A 13,710-nucleotide genomic window follows, 5' to 3' on the forward strand; every position below is an offset into this window, starting at 1 on the left:
GGAGGACGCCCTGGCCGCGCACCGAGCGGGGCGGGTGCGCACGGCAGAGGCCCGGTCCTCGGACTACATCGGCCCCTCCGTCCCTGCGGAGAGCGGCCTGATCGCCCGCTACGGCCGGGCGACTCTGGCCGGGAAGACCGCAGCCGTGTTCGCCGACCCCGACCACCCTCACACATGGACCGCGATCGAGGACGTGGCCGCCACCCTCGAGGCGCTGGGCCGGGACGAGCGGGCCTGGGGGTCTGCGTGGATCGTTCCGTCGAACGCGCCCAGAACCGTTCGGGAGGTCCTGAACGACCTTGCCGAGGCGGCTGGGGCGGCCCCACCGCGGGTGCGCCGTGTGCCGCGGCCGGTCCTCCGCGCCGGGGGGATGGTCGTCCCACTGCTGCGCGAGGTCAATAGTGTGTTGTACCAGTTCGACGGCCCTTTCGTCGCCGACGGGTCGGAGACCACCAACACTTTCGGCGTCTCCCCGACCCCGTGGCGGACTGTGATCGAGCAGACCGCACAGGCGTGGTCCGGCCCGGGCCGGTGAGCCGATGCGCGGTCAGCCGACCGACCCTGCCGCGCCCGGCACCGCGGGATCTCGGGGTAGAGCGTCGAGAAGCTCGCCGATCAGGGGGAGGAGGCAGGCGCTGCCCTGGCACTCCGGGTCGGCCGGTGGTGGGGGGCTGGTGTCGATCGAGAAGGTCAGTGGTTCCGCGGTAGGCGCCGGGGTCAGGGGGCTGGCGACGTTGCCGAAACGCGCGATGTTCGTCGCGCCGTTGCCGTAGCACTGCCAGTACACCGAGTACTCGCCGTCGGAGAGGTGGTGAGTGTAGGTGACCTCCGAGAGATTCCACGGGGCGCTGTACGCGGCTGGCACGATGGCGGAGGGGTTGTCCGTCCACAGGTTTGACGGTGCCGACTCGCCAGCGGGGTTGATGGAGTAGAAGCAGGCAAAGGGCTCGACGAAGTTCGAGACCAGGCGCAGGGTGACGGTGTCGCTGCCGGGCGTGGGCTCCGCGGTGGCCGAGATGCTGCGGGCAGGGTCGGCGTGGGCCGTCGCGGTCACCAAGCCGAGGGCCATGGCTGCGCCGAGGACGGCGGGTAGACGCCGCCCGGTGCGGCGGGGGGTGCGGTTCATCTCGGTGGCCTTCCGGTGCAGGGTCGTGGCGGTAGGAGATCAGTTCGGCTGGAGGGCCAGTGGGAGGTAGTCACCGAGACCGCCTCCGGCGAGAGAGGTCCAAACCGGGGTGGAGGGACTAGCTGGGGTCTCGACGGCTCGCCACCCTGCGTGGGCCGTGATGTCGGCGGTGAGGGGAGAACGGGGGTCGATGAGGGTATCGGAGTCCGGAGAGGTGTACCACCCGGTGAAGGTGTACCCCCGCCGTGCCGGGGTGGGCAGTCGGGTACCTCTCCGGGCCAGACGGTCGCCGGGTCGACGGCCGGCCCGTCGCCGCGGCTGGGAATCAACCCGGCAGGAGGCCGAGTTGTCCGAGGAAGTCGAACTGGTCGAAGTAGAGGTGCTCGGACATGAGCCGGTCGCCCTCGACGCGGTAGGTGGCGCTCCACCGGAAGGTGACTGGCCTCCCGGTGGCCTCGACAGGTCCCGCGGGGCTCTGGAGGATGCCGTCGTGAGTTCCCTCGAAGCTGCCCTCGACGGAGGCGTCGCCGCCGTCGATGACCGCTGAATGGATGCGCAGGGTGCCGTCGGAGAACGCCTGCTGGAAGACGGCCAGGAATCCCAGGACGCCCTCGCGTCCCGTGAAGGTTCCGCCGGGGGTGACCATCTCGGCCGCGTCGGCCCACGGTTCGGCGTCGGGGGTGCGGTCATTGAAGGCGGTGATGTGCTGGTCGATCACTGCGCGGGTGTCGCTCATGTCAGGTTCTCCTCGGTGTCTGGTGCGGCGGTGTCTGGTGCGTCGGTGTCCGGGGCGGATATCGCGTGGGCGGGTGGGTCGGTCGGGGGCTGCTGGATGAGGTGTCGGAGTTCGGTGTCGATCACCGCGAACGGGTCGTAGGTGGCGATGGCATCGCGCATGGCGGACGCGGAGTCGGCGAAGGTGGTGTCGGAGAGGACTGCGTCGACGGCGTCCCGGAGGGCCCGTGGCGCGGGACGGCGGGCTTTCAGGTTGATCCCGACCCGGAAGTGGCCGACTCTCGCGGCCACCTCCGGCTTGTCCTCGCCTCCAGGTGCCACGACCAGCGGCACGCCGTGCCGGAGTGCGGTCATGACGCCGCCGAAACCTCCGTTGGTGACCATGATCCAGGTCCGCGGCAGGAGCTCCTCGTAGTCGAGGTATTCGGCGATCCGGGCGTTCTCGGGCGCGATCCGGACGAGCTCGTCGGCGGGGGCGCCGCCTGTGGTGACGACGATCTGGACCGGCGAATCCGCAAGGGCCTCGAGCGCGGGCTCGATTAGTTGGGTGAGGTCGTGGTTGTCGAGGGTGCCCTGCGTGACGTGGACGACCGGTCGCGGGTCGGCGAGCATCTCGGCCCACCACGTGGGCTGGGGGATCGGCCGGCTCCGCCGGGCGGTGACCGGGCCGGCGAACGCGGTAGTGGGCGCCAGATCGCGGCGCGCGTACTCGAACTCGGCCGGCCCCAACTGGAGAAACCTGTCGCACTGTGCGGAGAAGTCCAGAACGAACCCCTCCAGTCTCCCTCCGGCCTGCTCTATGCGGTGGCGCGCGAGTCGCTGGGTGGCACGGAAGAGCACATGGCGGACCATCCGGTGGGCCAGGCGGTTGCGCAGTCTGCCGAGTGGTCCGGCCATATGCGGTAGTCCGCTGTTGGTGGGCGCCACGTCGCAACTGGTCTGTGCGAGCGGCATCACCCCGAGTCCGATGACCGGAGGTCTGGAGCCGGGGTCGCGGGAGATCAGGGGGAGTGTCCCTGCGAAGGTGCCGTCGGTGAGGACAGCAGAGACCTCGTTCTCGGCGAGCACCTGCGCCAGCGTCGCCGCCTGTGCGGTGATGGGCTGGATGAACGTCTGCTCCACCTGGTACCTCGACAGCCTCAGGCCTCGATACCTGTCGAGGTGGGGGGTGAAGGTCGACGGGTCCTTCTCGTCGAAGTCCGCCACCCCGGACAGGGCGACGTGCTCGAGGCCGGCGGCGGTGACCTGGTGGGCGAACCGGGACCCGGTGATCATCACCACCCGCCACCCCTGGGAGACCAGGTGCCCGCCGACGGCCGTGAGGGGCCCGACGTGGCCACCCATGGGGGTAGCGCACACAACGATGAGGCCCTGTGCTGCCATCGTCGCTCCTTCGCATGCAGTCTCCGCCGCGTGGATGCGAGAAGATTTGAGTAGAGTAGCGCTACATCCAATCTTTGGGAAGGCCATGAACGAGACTGGTGAGATGAAGTCCGAGACAGGGGCCGATCCATGAGTTCGCGCAAGTACGAGATGAGCCGTCGGGCCCAGACCGCCGCACTGACCCGCGGGCGAATCCTGGACGCCGCCGAGTCGCTGTTCGTGCGACACGGTTATTCCCGGACCACTCTCCGGGAGGTCGCCCGTCGCGCCGGTGTCTCGGTGCAGTCGGTGTACCAGGCCGGGTCCAAGGCGTCGTTGATGATGGCGATTCTCGAGCGGGGGTTCTCCGGGGAGGAGGGAGCCGTCTCGATACTCGCCCGGCCGGAGTTCCAGGCGATCATGGCCGACCCCGACACCGAGCGCGCGTTGGGTCGCTACGTGGACTTCATCGTCGCCGCCAACGGTCGGATCATCGACTTGTGGCATGCGGCCATCCTGGCCAGCGACTCCGATCCCGAGATCGCCGAGGCGGTCCGTCGGAGCGAGACACGGCGGATAGAGGACCTCCACCTGGGCAGTGGGTGGTTCGTCGGACGCGGGTTACTTCCCCAGGACCGGGTGTCTGAGTTCGCCGACGTGCTCGGCCACCTGACCGGGCCCGACACGCACAGGTATTTCGTCCGGGAGCGGGGATGGACCGACGAGCGTTTCGCCCGGTGGCTCCGCGCGACCATCGCCGGCCAGCTCGAGCAGTATCAGGCGGGTCAACGGATACCGTCGGGAGAGTGAGCGCTCTGCGGCCGCCCGCACCAGGGTCAGGCGCGCTCGACCGGGAACCAGAGTTCGCAGGTCGCCGAACTGAAGTCCGGAGCGCGGTCGAGTACCGACACGATCGACGGTCCGGGGCGCAACCTCCACGGATTGGAGGGGAACCACTCTGTCGCGGACGCCGCGTACGCCTCCTGCAGGGCCGCTGGATGCGGCCCGGAGGTTCGGAAGACCACCCACGCCCCTGCGGGCACGTCGATCACGTCGAGATCGTCGGGAACGTCGGCACCGACGGCGACCGCCACGCCGTGGAGGTAAGTCAGTTCGCTGCCCTCCTCGTAGCCCGGGTCGACGTCGGCGCTGACCTGCAACAGTCCCGAGGGCTCGGTGCCGCTGAGGAGCTTAAGGCGGTCGTGCTCGGAAGCGGGCAGAGAAGCGATGTGGCGCTCGATGTGCGCGTTGACGCCTTCATGGTTCAACGGCACCCGGGCGGCGTGGCCGATCAGGCGGAATTCGTGGTGAGTGAGGATTCGGGCATCCATGGGATGACTCCCTTCGACGGTCAGGCGGAACCTGAGCTGCGGTTGGCTGCGAAGGGGGCCGCCATCACGTCGAACGTCTCCATGGCTCACGCCGTGGACGGCACGGAACGCTCGACCGAAGGCCTCGGTCGAGCCGTACCCGTACCGCACGGCGATCGTCAACAGGTCCTCGTCGCCGATCACGTCGGACGCGGCAACGGTCATGCGTCGACGACGGACGTACTCGGACACCGGCATCCCCGCGAGGGACGAGAACATCCGACGGGCGTGATACCCGGTCGTCCCCATCTCGCCGGCGATCGCGTCGACGTCGAACTCCTCACCGAGGCGTCCTTCGATCTCGTCGACGAGGCGGTTGAGAATCTCGATCATGGCCGCTCCCTTCACGGTCGACTCTCGTCGGTCGGCGGCCTGCGCGCCCGACTACTCCGGTCCGATGAGATCGGAGAGCAGACGTCTGGTCACAGCCGCGGGTCCACGGGTTCGGATTCCATGGCCAGGACGCCGAAGACGCACTGGTGAACACGCCAGATCGGTTCACCGGCCGCGGCCCGGCGTGCCCCTTCGAGGCCGAGCGCGTACTCCCGCAGCGCCATGGAGCGCTTCTGGCCGAGCGATCGATTCTTGAGGCCAACCAGCGTCGCCGGGGTGGTGTAGTCGGCGCCGTAGATGATGCGCAGGTACTCACGTCCGCGGACCTTGAGTCCGGGTTGGACCAGGCCCTTCTTTCCTCGGGTGAGGTTGGCCAGTGGCTTGACGACCATGCCCTCACCGCCGGTTGAGGTGAGATCGTCCCACCACGCCGACCCCGCAGCACGCGAACGGTCGTCGGCCAGATCGATGTCGAGGCGCCGGGTGGTACGGAACAGCTCCGGGTCGGCGGCGACGAGCCGGTCCGCCAGAGCGAGGTGCCAGTGATGGTCCCGGGTCTCGTAGGTATCGGCGTCGCTGGCCACGAGCTGGAACGGCGCGATCTGCAGGCCGAGGTCGCCCTCGACCGGTCGGATGTAGCGCCGGTAAGCCTCGACGAACCTCTCGGCATTGTCCGCCCGGGAGCGCGTCCGGTCCAGCAGGGTCCCCACGTCGATGCCGCGGTGGGCGGCGGCGTCGAGCGCGTGGATAGCGGCGGGGAGGGCGGTGGTGGCGGCGGCACCCACGGCGGCGTACTGGTCACGGATCATCGGTTCGGCTTTGAGTGTCCACGGCAGGATCTCGGTATCGAGCAGCAGCCAGGTGGCGCCCAGGTCTTCCCACACCCCGGCGACTGTGGCCGCGCGAGCGATCCGTTGCAGGACGACCGACTGCTGATCGTCCGGAAGGAACGCACGACCGGTGCGGGAATGAACGACCCCGCCGCCCTGGTTGGTGACGCGCACGACGGCGCGGGAACCCATGTGCTTCTCCTCGCAGATCACCCGGTCGACACCCTGCGCGGCGAAGTGGTCGAATGCCTGATCGGGGTGTTCGAGGAGGTCGTCGCGTGGGGAGCTGTCGACAGGCGACATGGTTGGTGGGAGGTAGATGAGCTGCTCCGGGTCGACGGCGAAGCGGCTCATCACCTCCAGAGCCCCGGCCGCGTTCTCGTCACGCATTGACACCCGTCCCATGTAGCGGGTCTCGATCACCCGGGGTCCCAGCACGTCGGTCAGCTTCAGGGTCGCGGGATCCCGCTCGGGCGGCGCCGGGGGCCGGATCGGCTCGTAGTAGGTGTCCTGGGCGGGCACTGAGACAGTCTGGCGTTCCGGGTAGCGCAGCGCCGTCAGGGACCCGCCGAACACGCACCCGGTGTCCAGGCACATCGTGTTGTTGACCCACTCGGTCTCGGTGACGGGGGTGTGCCCGTACAGCACTGTCGCCGACCCGCGGTACTCCTCGGCCCACGGATACCGGACGGGCAGGCCGAACTCATCGGTCTCGCCGCTGGTGTCTCCATACAGGGCAAAAGCACGTACCCGCCCGGATGCGCGACCGTGGTACTTCTCCTTCAGGCCGGCGTGTGCCACGACGAGGTTGCCGTCGTCCAGAACGTAGTGCGCCACGAGGCCGTCACAGAACGCGCGTGTCCTGGCGACGAACGAGCCGTCTTCTGCCGCCAACTGGTCGAGGGTCTGTTGCAGACCATGGGTGGCCTTGACCGTCCCCCGCCCCAGCGCCTTGGCCAGCTTGGCTTCGTGGTTACCCGAGACGCACAGGGCGTTGCCGGACTCAACCATACCCATCGCCAGCCTCAGCACTCCCGGAGAGTCGGGGCCTCGGTCGACCAGGTCACCCACCAACACCACGCGCCGCGACTCAGGGTGGTGCGCGTCGACCGCCCGGCCTGCCTGGTCCCTCTCCAGGGCGTAACCCAGCGACTCGAGCAACTCCTCCAGCTCGGCGCGGCACCCGTGGACATCTCCGATCACATCGAACGGGCCGTGGTCGTCGCGGCGGTCGTTGAACAACCGGGTCCGCACAATCGTCGCCTCGGCCACCACCTGTTCCGAATCCAGCACGTGGATGGAGCGGAACCCCTCCTTCTTCAGCCCGCGCATCGAGCGGCGCAGCTGCTCCTGCTGGCGCTTGATCACCCGGGCGCCGAATTCGCGATCCGCCCGGGCCGCGTTGCGCTCCACTGCCACCGAGGTGGGCAGGTCGAGCACGATGGCGGTGGCCAACACGTCGTGCTCCTTGGCCAGGGCCAGCAGGGACTTACGGGCCGCCGGTTGCACGTTGGTCGCGTCGATCACAGTCAGCAGCCCGCGTGCCAGGCGCTTGCCGGCGATGAACTCCAGCACCGCGAATCCATCCACGGTGGCGTCCTGGGCATTGGGGTCGTCGCAGACCATCGCCCGGCAGTCGTCGCTGGAGATCACCTCTGTCGGGGCGAAGTGAGTCGCCGCGAAGGTCGATTTGCCGGAGCCGCTGGCGCCGATGAGCAGGACCAGGGACAGTTCCGGGATGGACAGCTCACTCATGCGGACACCTCCACTGGGGCGGACTGGCTGAACACGGCCATCTGGGTCGGCGGCCCGACCTGCCCGTCGGGCTCGCCCACGGGACGGAATTCCACCTGGTAACCGTGGGCGCCAGCCACGGTGTGGGCCCAGGACTGGAACTGCTCCCGCGTCCACTCGAACCGATGGTCAGGGTGCCGGAAGCCTCCTGTGGCCAGCGCCGGGTAGTGAACGTTGTACTCGACGTTGGGCGTGGTGATCACCACGTGCCGGGGATGCATCGCGCCGAACACGTTGCGCACTACAGCCGGCAGACGGTCGGGATCGACGTGCTCGATCACCTCCATCAGGATCGCCATGTCGAGATCGGCCAGTCGCTCGTCCTCGTACATCAGTGAGGAGCGTAGGAGGGATAGGCGGTCAGCCTGGCGTTCGGTCATCGAGTCCACGTGCAACCGCGTGGCGGCCTTGGACAAGGCGAAGTCCGAGACCTCCGTGCCGATCACGCGTGCCACACCCCGGACTTTGAGCAGGCCGCCCAGTAGGGCGCCTGAACCACAGCCCATATCGGCGATCGACACCGGCGCCAGGTCGCGGACCACCTCCAGTACCGCGTCGTGACGCAGACTGACCAGGGGACGAGGGGCGGCGGCAGCATCCGAGGCAGCGGCGTCCGGGGTGCTCTCTGCGGCGCGGTCGTCCAGTTCGGCGAGACGGGCCAGGGCGCTCTCGCGAAGATCCCGCTGGCCGGCCAGGTAGCGGTGCGTCACCAGATCCCGCTCCGGGTGCCCGGGCAACCACCGGTCACCGGCACGCAACAGCTTGTCGACCTCGTCCTGGCCCACCCAGTAGTGCTTGGCCGCATCAAGGACGGGGAGCAGGACATACAGGTGACTGAGGGCGTCCGTCAGGCGCACGGACCCGGTCAGCGTCAGACCCACCAGCGGCGCCGCGCCCCACTGGGGGCGGGTGGCGTCGAACGCGATCGACTCGGCCTGGATGTCCCATCCCAGTGGCGCGAACAACCGGCGCACCAGGTCGGGTTCACCGGGCACCGTCGGCAGAGAGATCGTCAGATCCAGGGGAGCCTCGACCAGGTCCTCGTAGCCGACACACTGTCCGTTGAGCGCTGACCGGAACACCTTTCCCATCGCCACCGCCAGCAGCGAGGACGCCACGTACGGGCGGTCGTTGACGTAGTGACCCAGTGCGAAGGCGTCCGCGCGCCCGGATCGTCCGCGGACCAGAGCGACCGCCTCGACTTCCAGCAGCACCGCGGCAGTGCACGACTCCGTGCTGACCTCGGGGTAGAACACGTGCGCCGTGCCCGCGTACACGCCGAAGGATTGCACCTTGTCGGGGTGCTTGTGCAGCAGGAAACCCAGATCACCCGGCGTGGGGAGCGCCTCGGAGCGGCGGGCGGTGATCGTCAGCAACATCCGGCCAGTCTGCCCGAGCCGCCGAACCGGCGCCGCGACGCGGCGTCATTCGTCCCCGTGGGCCGCGTGCGTCCGTGGGGCTCCCAGCACACTGAGGATCTCCCCCACCATGTGGTCCCGCTCGAGCGGATGGCGCAGCGGCAGGTCCCGGTTCAGGCTGTAGCGGTTACGGCGCCCGTCCCGGATGCGCTGGAGGTACCCGGCCTCCTCCAGCTCGGCCACGATCCGCTGGGTGGCCCGCTCGGTGATCCCGACCGCGTCGGCGATGTCGCGCAGTCGCGTCTCGGAATCCTGCGCGATGCACAGCAGGACGTGGGCGTGGTTGGTGAGAAACGTCCACTCCGCCACTGCGTCACCCCGTCTACATCCGGCCGTCACCGACGACTTCCGAGTGCCATGTTGCCTTACGCGAATCCCTGTACGCATGTGGGCACGGCACGGGGGCGTCCCTTCGCGGTGCGGGAGAGGCTCGGCCCTTGGGGGAGAGGTGCGCGTGACACACGACACAGATTTAGCCCATCATAAAACAGGCAATAGAAATCGTGTATTGTTCGTCCTGTTACCACGTCGGGGCAGCGGATCGCGCGCCACCACGGGGTTCCGGTCGTCCCGCGTCGCGGCGACCGGGCTCCGGACTGATCAGGAGACACGCAGTGGACCTCAGCATTCTCGGCAGCCTCACGGACCCGCCGATCCTGTTCTTCTTCCTGGGGCTGTTCGTCGCCGCGGTGCGCTCCAATCTGGAGATACCGGCCCCCGTCACCAAGTTCCTGTCGCTCTACCTGCTGATGGCGATCGGGTTCAAGGGCGGCCAGGCTCTCCGCGAGACCGGTCTGACCGGCCGCGCCGCGGCGGTGATCGGCATCGCTCTGCTCCTGGCCCTGGTGATCCCTGCGCTGGGCTTCCTGGTCCTGCGGCGCAGAGTGAACGAGTTCGATGCGGCCGCCATCGCCGCCACCTACGGGTCGGTCAGCGCGGTGACGTTCATCGCCGCGACGCAGTTCGTGACCGCCCGTGGCGAGGAACCCGGCGGGTACATGACGGTCGCCCTGGTGCTGATGGAATCGCCCGCGATCATCATGGCGGTGCTTCTCGCCACCTGGGCCCGGTCACGTCAACGCTCAGCTCAGATGGCGGGCGACGCGGGGGCCGGAGCCCCCGGTCCCGCGTCGGGGGCACCCCTGTCGATGCGGGCGATCCTGCACGAGGCGTTCACCGACGGCGCGCACCTGCTGCTGATCGGGTCGCTCGTGATCGGCACCATGGTGGGGGCCGACGCCGGCGAGTCCATGTCCCCGTTCGTCAACGACATGTTCAAGGGCCTGCTGGCCTTCTTCCTGCTCGAGATGGGCCTGCTCGTCGCCCGTCAACTCCGCGAGGTCCGCGACGTGGGCCCGTTCCTGATCGGGTTCGGCATCGTGATGCCCCTGATCGGAGCGTCGATGGCGCTGGCCCTGGGTGCACTGGCCGGGCTCCCGGTCGGCGACCTGACCATGCTCGCCGTGCTCGCGGCGAGCGGGTCCTACATCGTCGTCCCGGCCGTGGTGCGCTACGCGATCCCCGAAGCGCGGCCGTCCCGGTACTTCACAATGGCCCTTGCCGTGACGTTCCCGTTCAACATCGTCCTCGGCATTCCGCTCTACTACACCGTCGCCCAGCACCTGGGCGCCTGAGGCGAGGAGATCCCATGAGAGACGTCAAACGGATCGAACTGGTGGTGGAATCCGGGGTCGCCGGGAGGTTCCTCGGCGCGTTGGATTCGCTGGGCCTGACCCATCGCACCGTGATCCCGGGGATCTACGGGCGGGGCCAGCACGGTGAGCGCGGGGGGGACCCCTTCTCCACCTTCGACAACACCTTCGTGCTCGTGGCGGTCGACCCCGACCGGATCGACGAGGTCCTCCGGTCGCTGCGCCCCCTTCTGAAGTCCGTCGGTGGCATGTGTCTGGTCTCGGACGCCCAGTCGGTGCGGTACTGAGCCGGCGCCCGGGAGGGGGCTAGGATCTGCTCAGCTGCGGTGCTCGGGAACCCGGTGTGAGACCGGGGCGGCCCTCGCCACTGTGAACGGATTGATGTCGCAGGTCCTCTGTGCCACTGCTCGCACGCGTCGTGTGGGTGGGAAGGCGGACCGGCGGCGATCCGGTGTATCCCTTCTGGGGTGGACCGGGAGAACCCGTGAGCCAGGAGACCGGCCGTGGCTGCCACCACGAGTGCCCGCGAGGTGACGGGCAGAAAGGTCTCAGACAAATGCATATCGCAGAGGGTTTCCTCCCCTCCGTGCACGCCCTGGCATGGACGGCGGTCGCGGCACCGTTCGTGATCCACGGCGCGCGCGAGGTCATCAGGACGGTCCGCCGGACTCCGGAGGCGGGCGTCCTGCTCGGCGTGGCCGGGGCGTTCACGTTCGTCATGTCGGCCGTCAAGCTCCCGTCGGTGACGGGGTCCAGCTCGCACCCCACCGGCACCGGCCTGGGGACGATCATCTTCCGGCCCCCGGTCATGGCCTTCGTCGCCACCGTCGTCCTGATCTTCCAGGCGCTGCTGCTCGCGCACGGGGGCGTCACCACCCTCGGCGCGAACGTGTTCTCCATGGGGGTCGCCGGGCCGTGGGTCGCCTACGGCGCCTTCGTCCTGTGTCGACGGGTCGCGGTACCACTGCTCGGCGCGGTCTTCGTCGCCGCGTTCCTCGCCGACCTGGTGACGTATCTCGTCACCAGTGCCCAGCTCGCACTGGCGTTCCCGAGCGTCGAGCACGGCCTGTGGTACTCGATGGCCGAGTTCCTCGCCGTCTTCGCGATCACCCAGATCCCGCTGGCGATCGTCGAGGCTCTGATCGTCGTGGTGATCGTCAGCGTGCTCCTGCGCATCGCCTCCCGCGAGCTCGACCTGGTGGGCTTCTTCCGGAGGGCGCGACTCGCCGACGCGGGAACCGTCGCGGATCCCGGGGATCGTACCGATCGGGTCGAGGCCACGGAGACGGTGCGATGAGCGGGAGGAAGCACGTCAGCGTGTGGGTGTTGGTGGGACTGGTCGCCGTCGCGTTCGCGATCACGGTGCTGTCCCTGGTCTACGGCGCCGGGGCGGGCGGTGAGTTCGAGGGTGCGGACGGGCAGGCCGAAGGGGCCATCAGCGAGGTCTCTCCTGACTACGAGCCGTGGTTCGAGCCGCTTCTGCCCGAGCTGCCGGGGGAGGTCGAATCGGGGGTGTTCGCCCTCCAGGCCGGGATCGGCGGCGGGATCGTGGGTTACGGGCTCGGCGTCCTGCGGACACGCAGCAGGCAGCGTCGGGAGAGCGTGCCGGGCGGGGCGACCCCGTCGGCGGCGGCCACGGGTTCGACCGGACACTGACAGACCGGGCGCCAGGTGAACCCACTCGAGCTCGCGGCGTCCCACAACCGCTGGTCGGACCTCCCGGTAGTCGAGAAGCTGCTGCTCTTCGGCGGTCTGCTGGTGGCGGCACTGCTGGTGCCGCCACCAGTGGGTCACGTGGCGATCCTGGCCGTCTGCTGCTTCTGCGCACTGGTGCTGGCCCGCGTCCCCGCCAGGATCTATGTCGCGGCGTTGCTCGCGCCCGTCGCGTTCCTGGTCCTGGGAACCGGTCCGCTCTTCCTAGACCTGACGGAGTGGCGCCTCGTGGTGGATCCGGCCGGGGTCGACACCGCCTTGCGGACCGTGACCAGGGCGATCGCCGCGACGGCCGCCACCATCACCCTGGCGTGCACCACGCCCGTCGCCGACCTCCTGGCCGCTGGCCGGCGGGCCGGACTGCCCGCCCCGCTGGCTCACGTCGTCGACACCACCTACCGTCTCATGGGGCTGCTCATCGACGCCGCCCGCACGCTGCGGCAGTCCCACGATCTCAGGCTCGGACACCGCACCGCCCGGGCCGCGATCACCTCTGTCGGGACGCAGTTCGCCTCGGTCTTCGTCCTGTCCGTCAGGCGGGCACGGGCGATCGACGACGCCATGTCCATGCGCGCCGAGCGCGGCGAGACCGCGGTGCTCGCCGAGACGGACCCGATCTCGGCCACCCGCGTGCTCGTCATCTGTCTGGTTCTCGCGTCCGTCTCGATACTGGGGGTCCTCACGTGACCGTCCTCGCGCTGCGCGGCGCCCGTTTCTCCTACCGGCGTCTCGACGCCCTCGGAGACCACACCCACACCGTGCTCGACGGCGCCGACCTGACGATCCCCGCCGGGGCGAGGTTGGCGCTGCTCGGTGGTAACGGCAGCGGCAAGACGACGCTGATGCGGCTGCTCGTGGGCCTGAACCGCCTCGATGCCGGGGAGCTGGAGCTGGACGGGGAGCGGGTCCGTGACCGCCGCGCCGACCGCACCCGCCTGCGGCAGTCGGTGCAGATGGTGCTCCAGGAACCCGACGACCAGATCTTCGCCACGACCGTGCGGGCCGACGTGTCCTTCGGCCCGGTGAACCTCGGATTGGATCGGGCCGAGGTGGCCGATCGGGTCGACGAGGCCCTGGCGGCGCTGGCGATCACCGACCTCGCCGACCGCGTCCCCCACCACCTGTCCTTCGGGCAGCGCAAGAGGGTGGCCCTGGCGGGTGCGCTGGCGATGCGGCCCCGCGTCCTGCTGCTCGACGAACCGACGGCCGGGCTCGACCCGCTCTCCTGTGAGGACCTGCTCGCGGCGCTGGAGTCACTCCGTGCCGCGGGGGCGGCGATCCTCATGGCCACGCACGATGTCGACCTCGCCTGGGCCTGGGCGGACGACGCGGTGGTGCTCTCGGGTGGAGCGCTGGTCCGCGGCCCGGTCCACCGGG

The 13,710-nt window shown here is 69.3% G+C and carries 15 protein-coding genes, 1 pseudogene and 1 riboswitch; of the genes and pseudogenes, 8 read left to right on the forward strand and 8 right to left on the reverse strand.

Annotated elements, in window-relative coordinates:
- Window positions 1-535, forward strand: a pseudogene (locus G6019_RS01755) (NAD-dependent epimerase); the annotation flags it as partial.
- A gap of 12 nt (window positions 536-547) precedes the next feature.
- On the opposite strand, the gene G6019_RS01760 reads toward G6019_RS01755, so the two are convergent.
- The 4 genes from G6019_RS01760 to G6019_RS01775 are packed head-to-tail and all read right to left on the reverse strand — an operon-like array spanning window position 548 to window position 3,244.
- The gene (locus tag G6019_RS01760; RefSeq protein WP_182612146.1) at window positions 548-1,126 is read right to left on the reverse strand and encodes a hypothetical protein; all 579 of its coding nucleotides are present in this window, start codon (window positions 1,124-1,126) and stop codon (window positions 548-550) included.
- A 39-nt stretch (window positions 1,127-1,165) separates the two neighbouring features.
- Entirely contained in the window at window positions 1,166-1,408 is a 243-nt protein-coding gene (locus G6019_RS17765) for an InlB B-repeat-containing protein (RefSeq protein WP_182612157.1), read from the reverse strand.
- A gap of 43 nt (window positions 1,409-1,451) precedes the next feature.
- Window positions 1,452-1,862, reverse strand: a complete 411-nt coding sequence (locus G6019_RS01770) for an ester cyclase (RefSeq protein ID WP_107755369.1) — start codon at window positions 1,860-1,862, stop codon at window positions 1,452-1,454.
- Window positions 1,859-3,244 (reverse strand): nucleotide disphospho-sugar-binding domain-containing protein, encoded by a 1,386-nt coding sequence (locus tag G6019_RS01775; protein WP_182612147.1) that lies wholly within the window; start codon window positions 3,242-3,244, stop codon window positions 1,859-1,861. The genes G6019_RS01770 and G6019_RS01775 overlap by 4 nt, the downstream gene beginning before the upstream one ends.
- A 129-nt stretch (window positions 3,245-3,373) precedes the next feature.
- Between G6019_RS01775 and G6019_RS01780 the strand changes: the two genes are divergently transcribed.
- On the forward strand, window positions 3,374-4,033 hold the full coding sequence (locus G6019_RS01780; protein WP_182612148.1) for a TetR/AcrR family transcriptional regulator: 660 nt from the start codon (window positions 3,374-3,376) through the stop codon (window positions 4,031-4,033).
- 26 nt (window positions 4,034-4,059) lie between these two features.
- On the opposite strand, the gene G6019_RS01785 is transcribed toward G6019_RS01780, so the two are convergent.
- The 4 genes from G6019_RS01785 to G6019_RS01800 all read right to left on the reverse strand — a co-directional run bounded on the left by G6019_RS01785 (window position 4,060) and on the right by G6019_RS01800 (window position 9,277).
- Window positions 4,060-4,926: an AraC family transcriptional regulator gene (locus G6019_RS01785; RefSeq protein WP_182612149.1), complete on the reverse strand. Its 867-nt coding sequence runs from the start codon at window positions 4,924-4,926 to the stop codon at window positions 4,060-4,062.
- 89 nt (window positions 4,927-5,015) lie between these two features.
- Window positions 5,016-7,511 carry a polynucleotide kinase-phosphatase gene (locus G6019_RS01790; protein WP_182612150.1) on the reverse strand — a complete coding sequence of 832 codons (2,496 nt, stop codon included), beginning with the start codon at window positions 7,509-7,511 and terminating at the stop codon, window positions 5,016-5,018.
- Complete coding sequence (locus G6019_RS01795) at window positions 7,508-8,929, reverse strand: 3' terminal RNA ribose 2'-O-methyltransferase Hen1 (protein WP_182612151.1); 1,422 nt, start codon at window positions 8,927-8,929, stop codon at window positions 7,508-7,510. Before G6019_RS01795 ends, G6019_RS01790 begins: the two co-directional genes overlap by 4 nt.
- A 45-nt stretch (window positions 8,930-8,974) precedes the next feature.
- On the reverse strand, window positions 8,975-9,277 hold the full coding sequence (locus G6019_RS01800; protein ID WP_182612152.1) for a helix-turn-helix transcriptional regulator: 303 nt from the start codon (window positions 9,275-9,277) through the stop codon (window positions 8,975-8,977).
- Window positions 9,278-9,582: 305 nt separating this feature from the next.
- On the opposite strand from G6019_RS01800, the gene G6019_RS01805 reads away from it, so the two are divergent.
- The 6 genes from G6019_RS01805 to G6019_RS01830 form a co-directional block, all read left to right on the forward strand.
- On the forward strand, window positions 9,583-10,602 hold the full coding sequence (locus G6019_RS01805; RefSeq protein WP_107755375.1) for a sodium-dependent bicarbonate transport family permease: 1,020 nt from the start codon (window positions 9,583-9,585) through the stop codon (window positions 10,600-10,602).
- Between the two features lie 14 nt (window positions 10,603-10,616).
- Entirely contained in the window at window positions 10,617-10,907 is a 291-nt protein-coding gene (locus G6019_RS01810; protein WP_107755376.1) for a P-II family nitrogen regulator, read from the forward strand.
- Window positions 10,908-10,927: 20 nt separating this feature from the next.
- Window positions 10,928-11,140: riboswitch (cobalamin riboswitch) on the forward strand.
- A 36-nt stretch (window positions 11,141-11,176) separates the two neighbouring features.
- A complete protein-coding gene (locus G6019_RS01815; protein WP_182612153.1) occupies window positions 11,177-11,917 on the forward strand; it encodes an energy-coupling factor ABC transporter permease in 741 nt (246 codons plus the stop codon).
- On the forward strand, window positions 11,914-12,276 hold the full coding sequence (locus G6019_RS01820) for an energy-coupling factor ABC transporter substrate-binding protein (protein WP_182612154.1): 363 nt from the start codon (window positions 11,914-11,916) through the stop codon (window positions 12,274-12,276). Before G6019_RS01815 ends, G6019_RS01820 begins: the two co-directional genes overlap by 4 nt.
- A gap of 15 nt (window positions 12,277-12,291) precedes the next feature.
- Window positions 12,292-13,020: a CbiQ family ECF transporter T component gene (locus tag G6019_RS01825; RefSeq protein ID WP_182612155.1), complete on the forward strand. Its 729-nt coding sequence runs from the start codon at window positions 12,292-12,294 to the stop codon at window positions 13,018-13,020.
- A partial coding sequence (locus G6019_RS01830) for an energy-coupling factor ABC transporter ATP-binding protein (protein ID WP_182626946.1) occupies window positions 13,017-13,710 on the forward strand: 694 nt, incomplete at its 3' end. The genes G6019_RS01825 and G6019_RS01830, both read left to right, overlap by 4 nt.

The sequence above is a fragment of the Dietzia sp. DQ12-76 genome, assembly GCF_014145045.1.
Taxonomy (GTDB): domain Bacteria; phylum Actinomycetota; class Actinomycetes; order Mycobacteriales; family Mycobacteriaceae; genus Dietzia.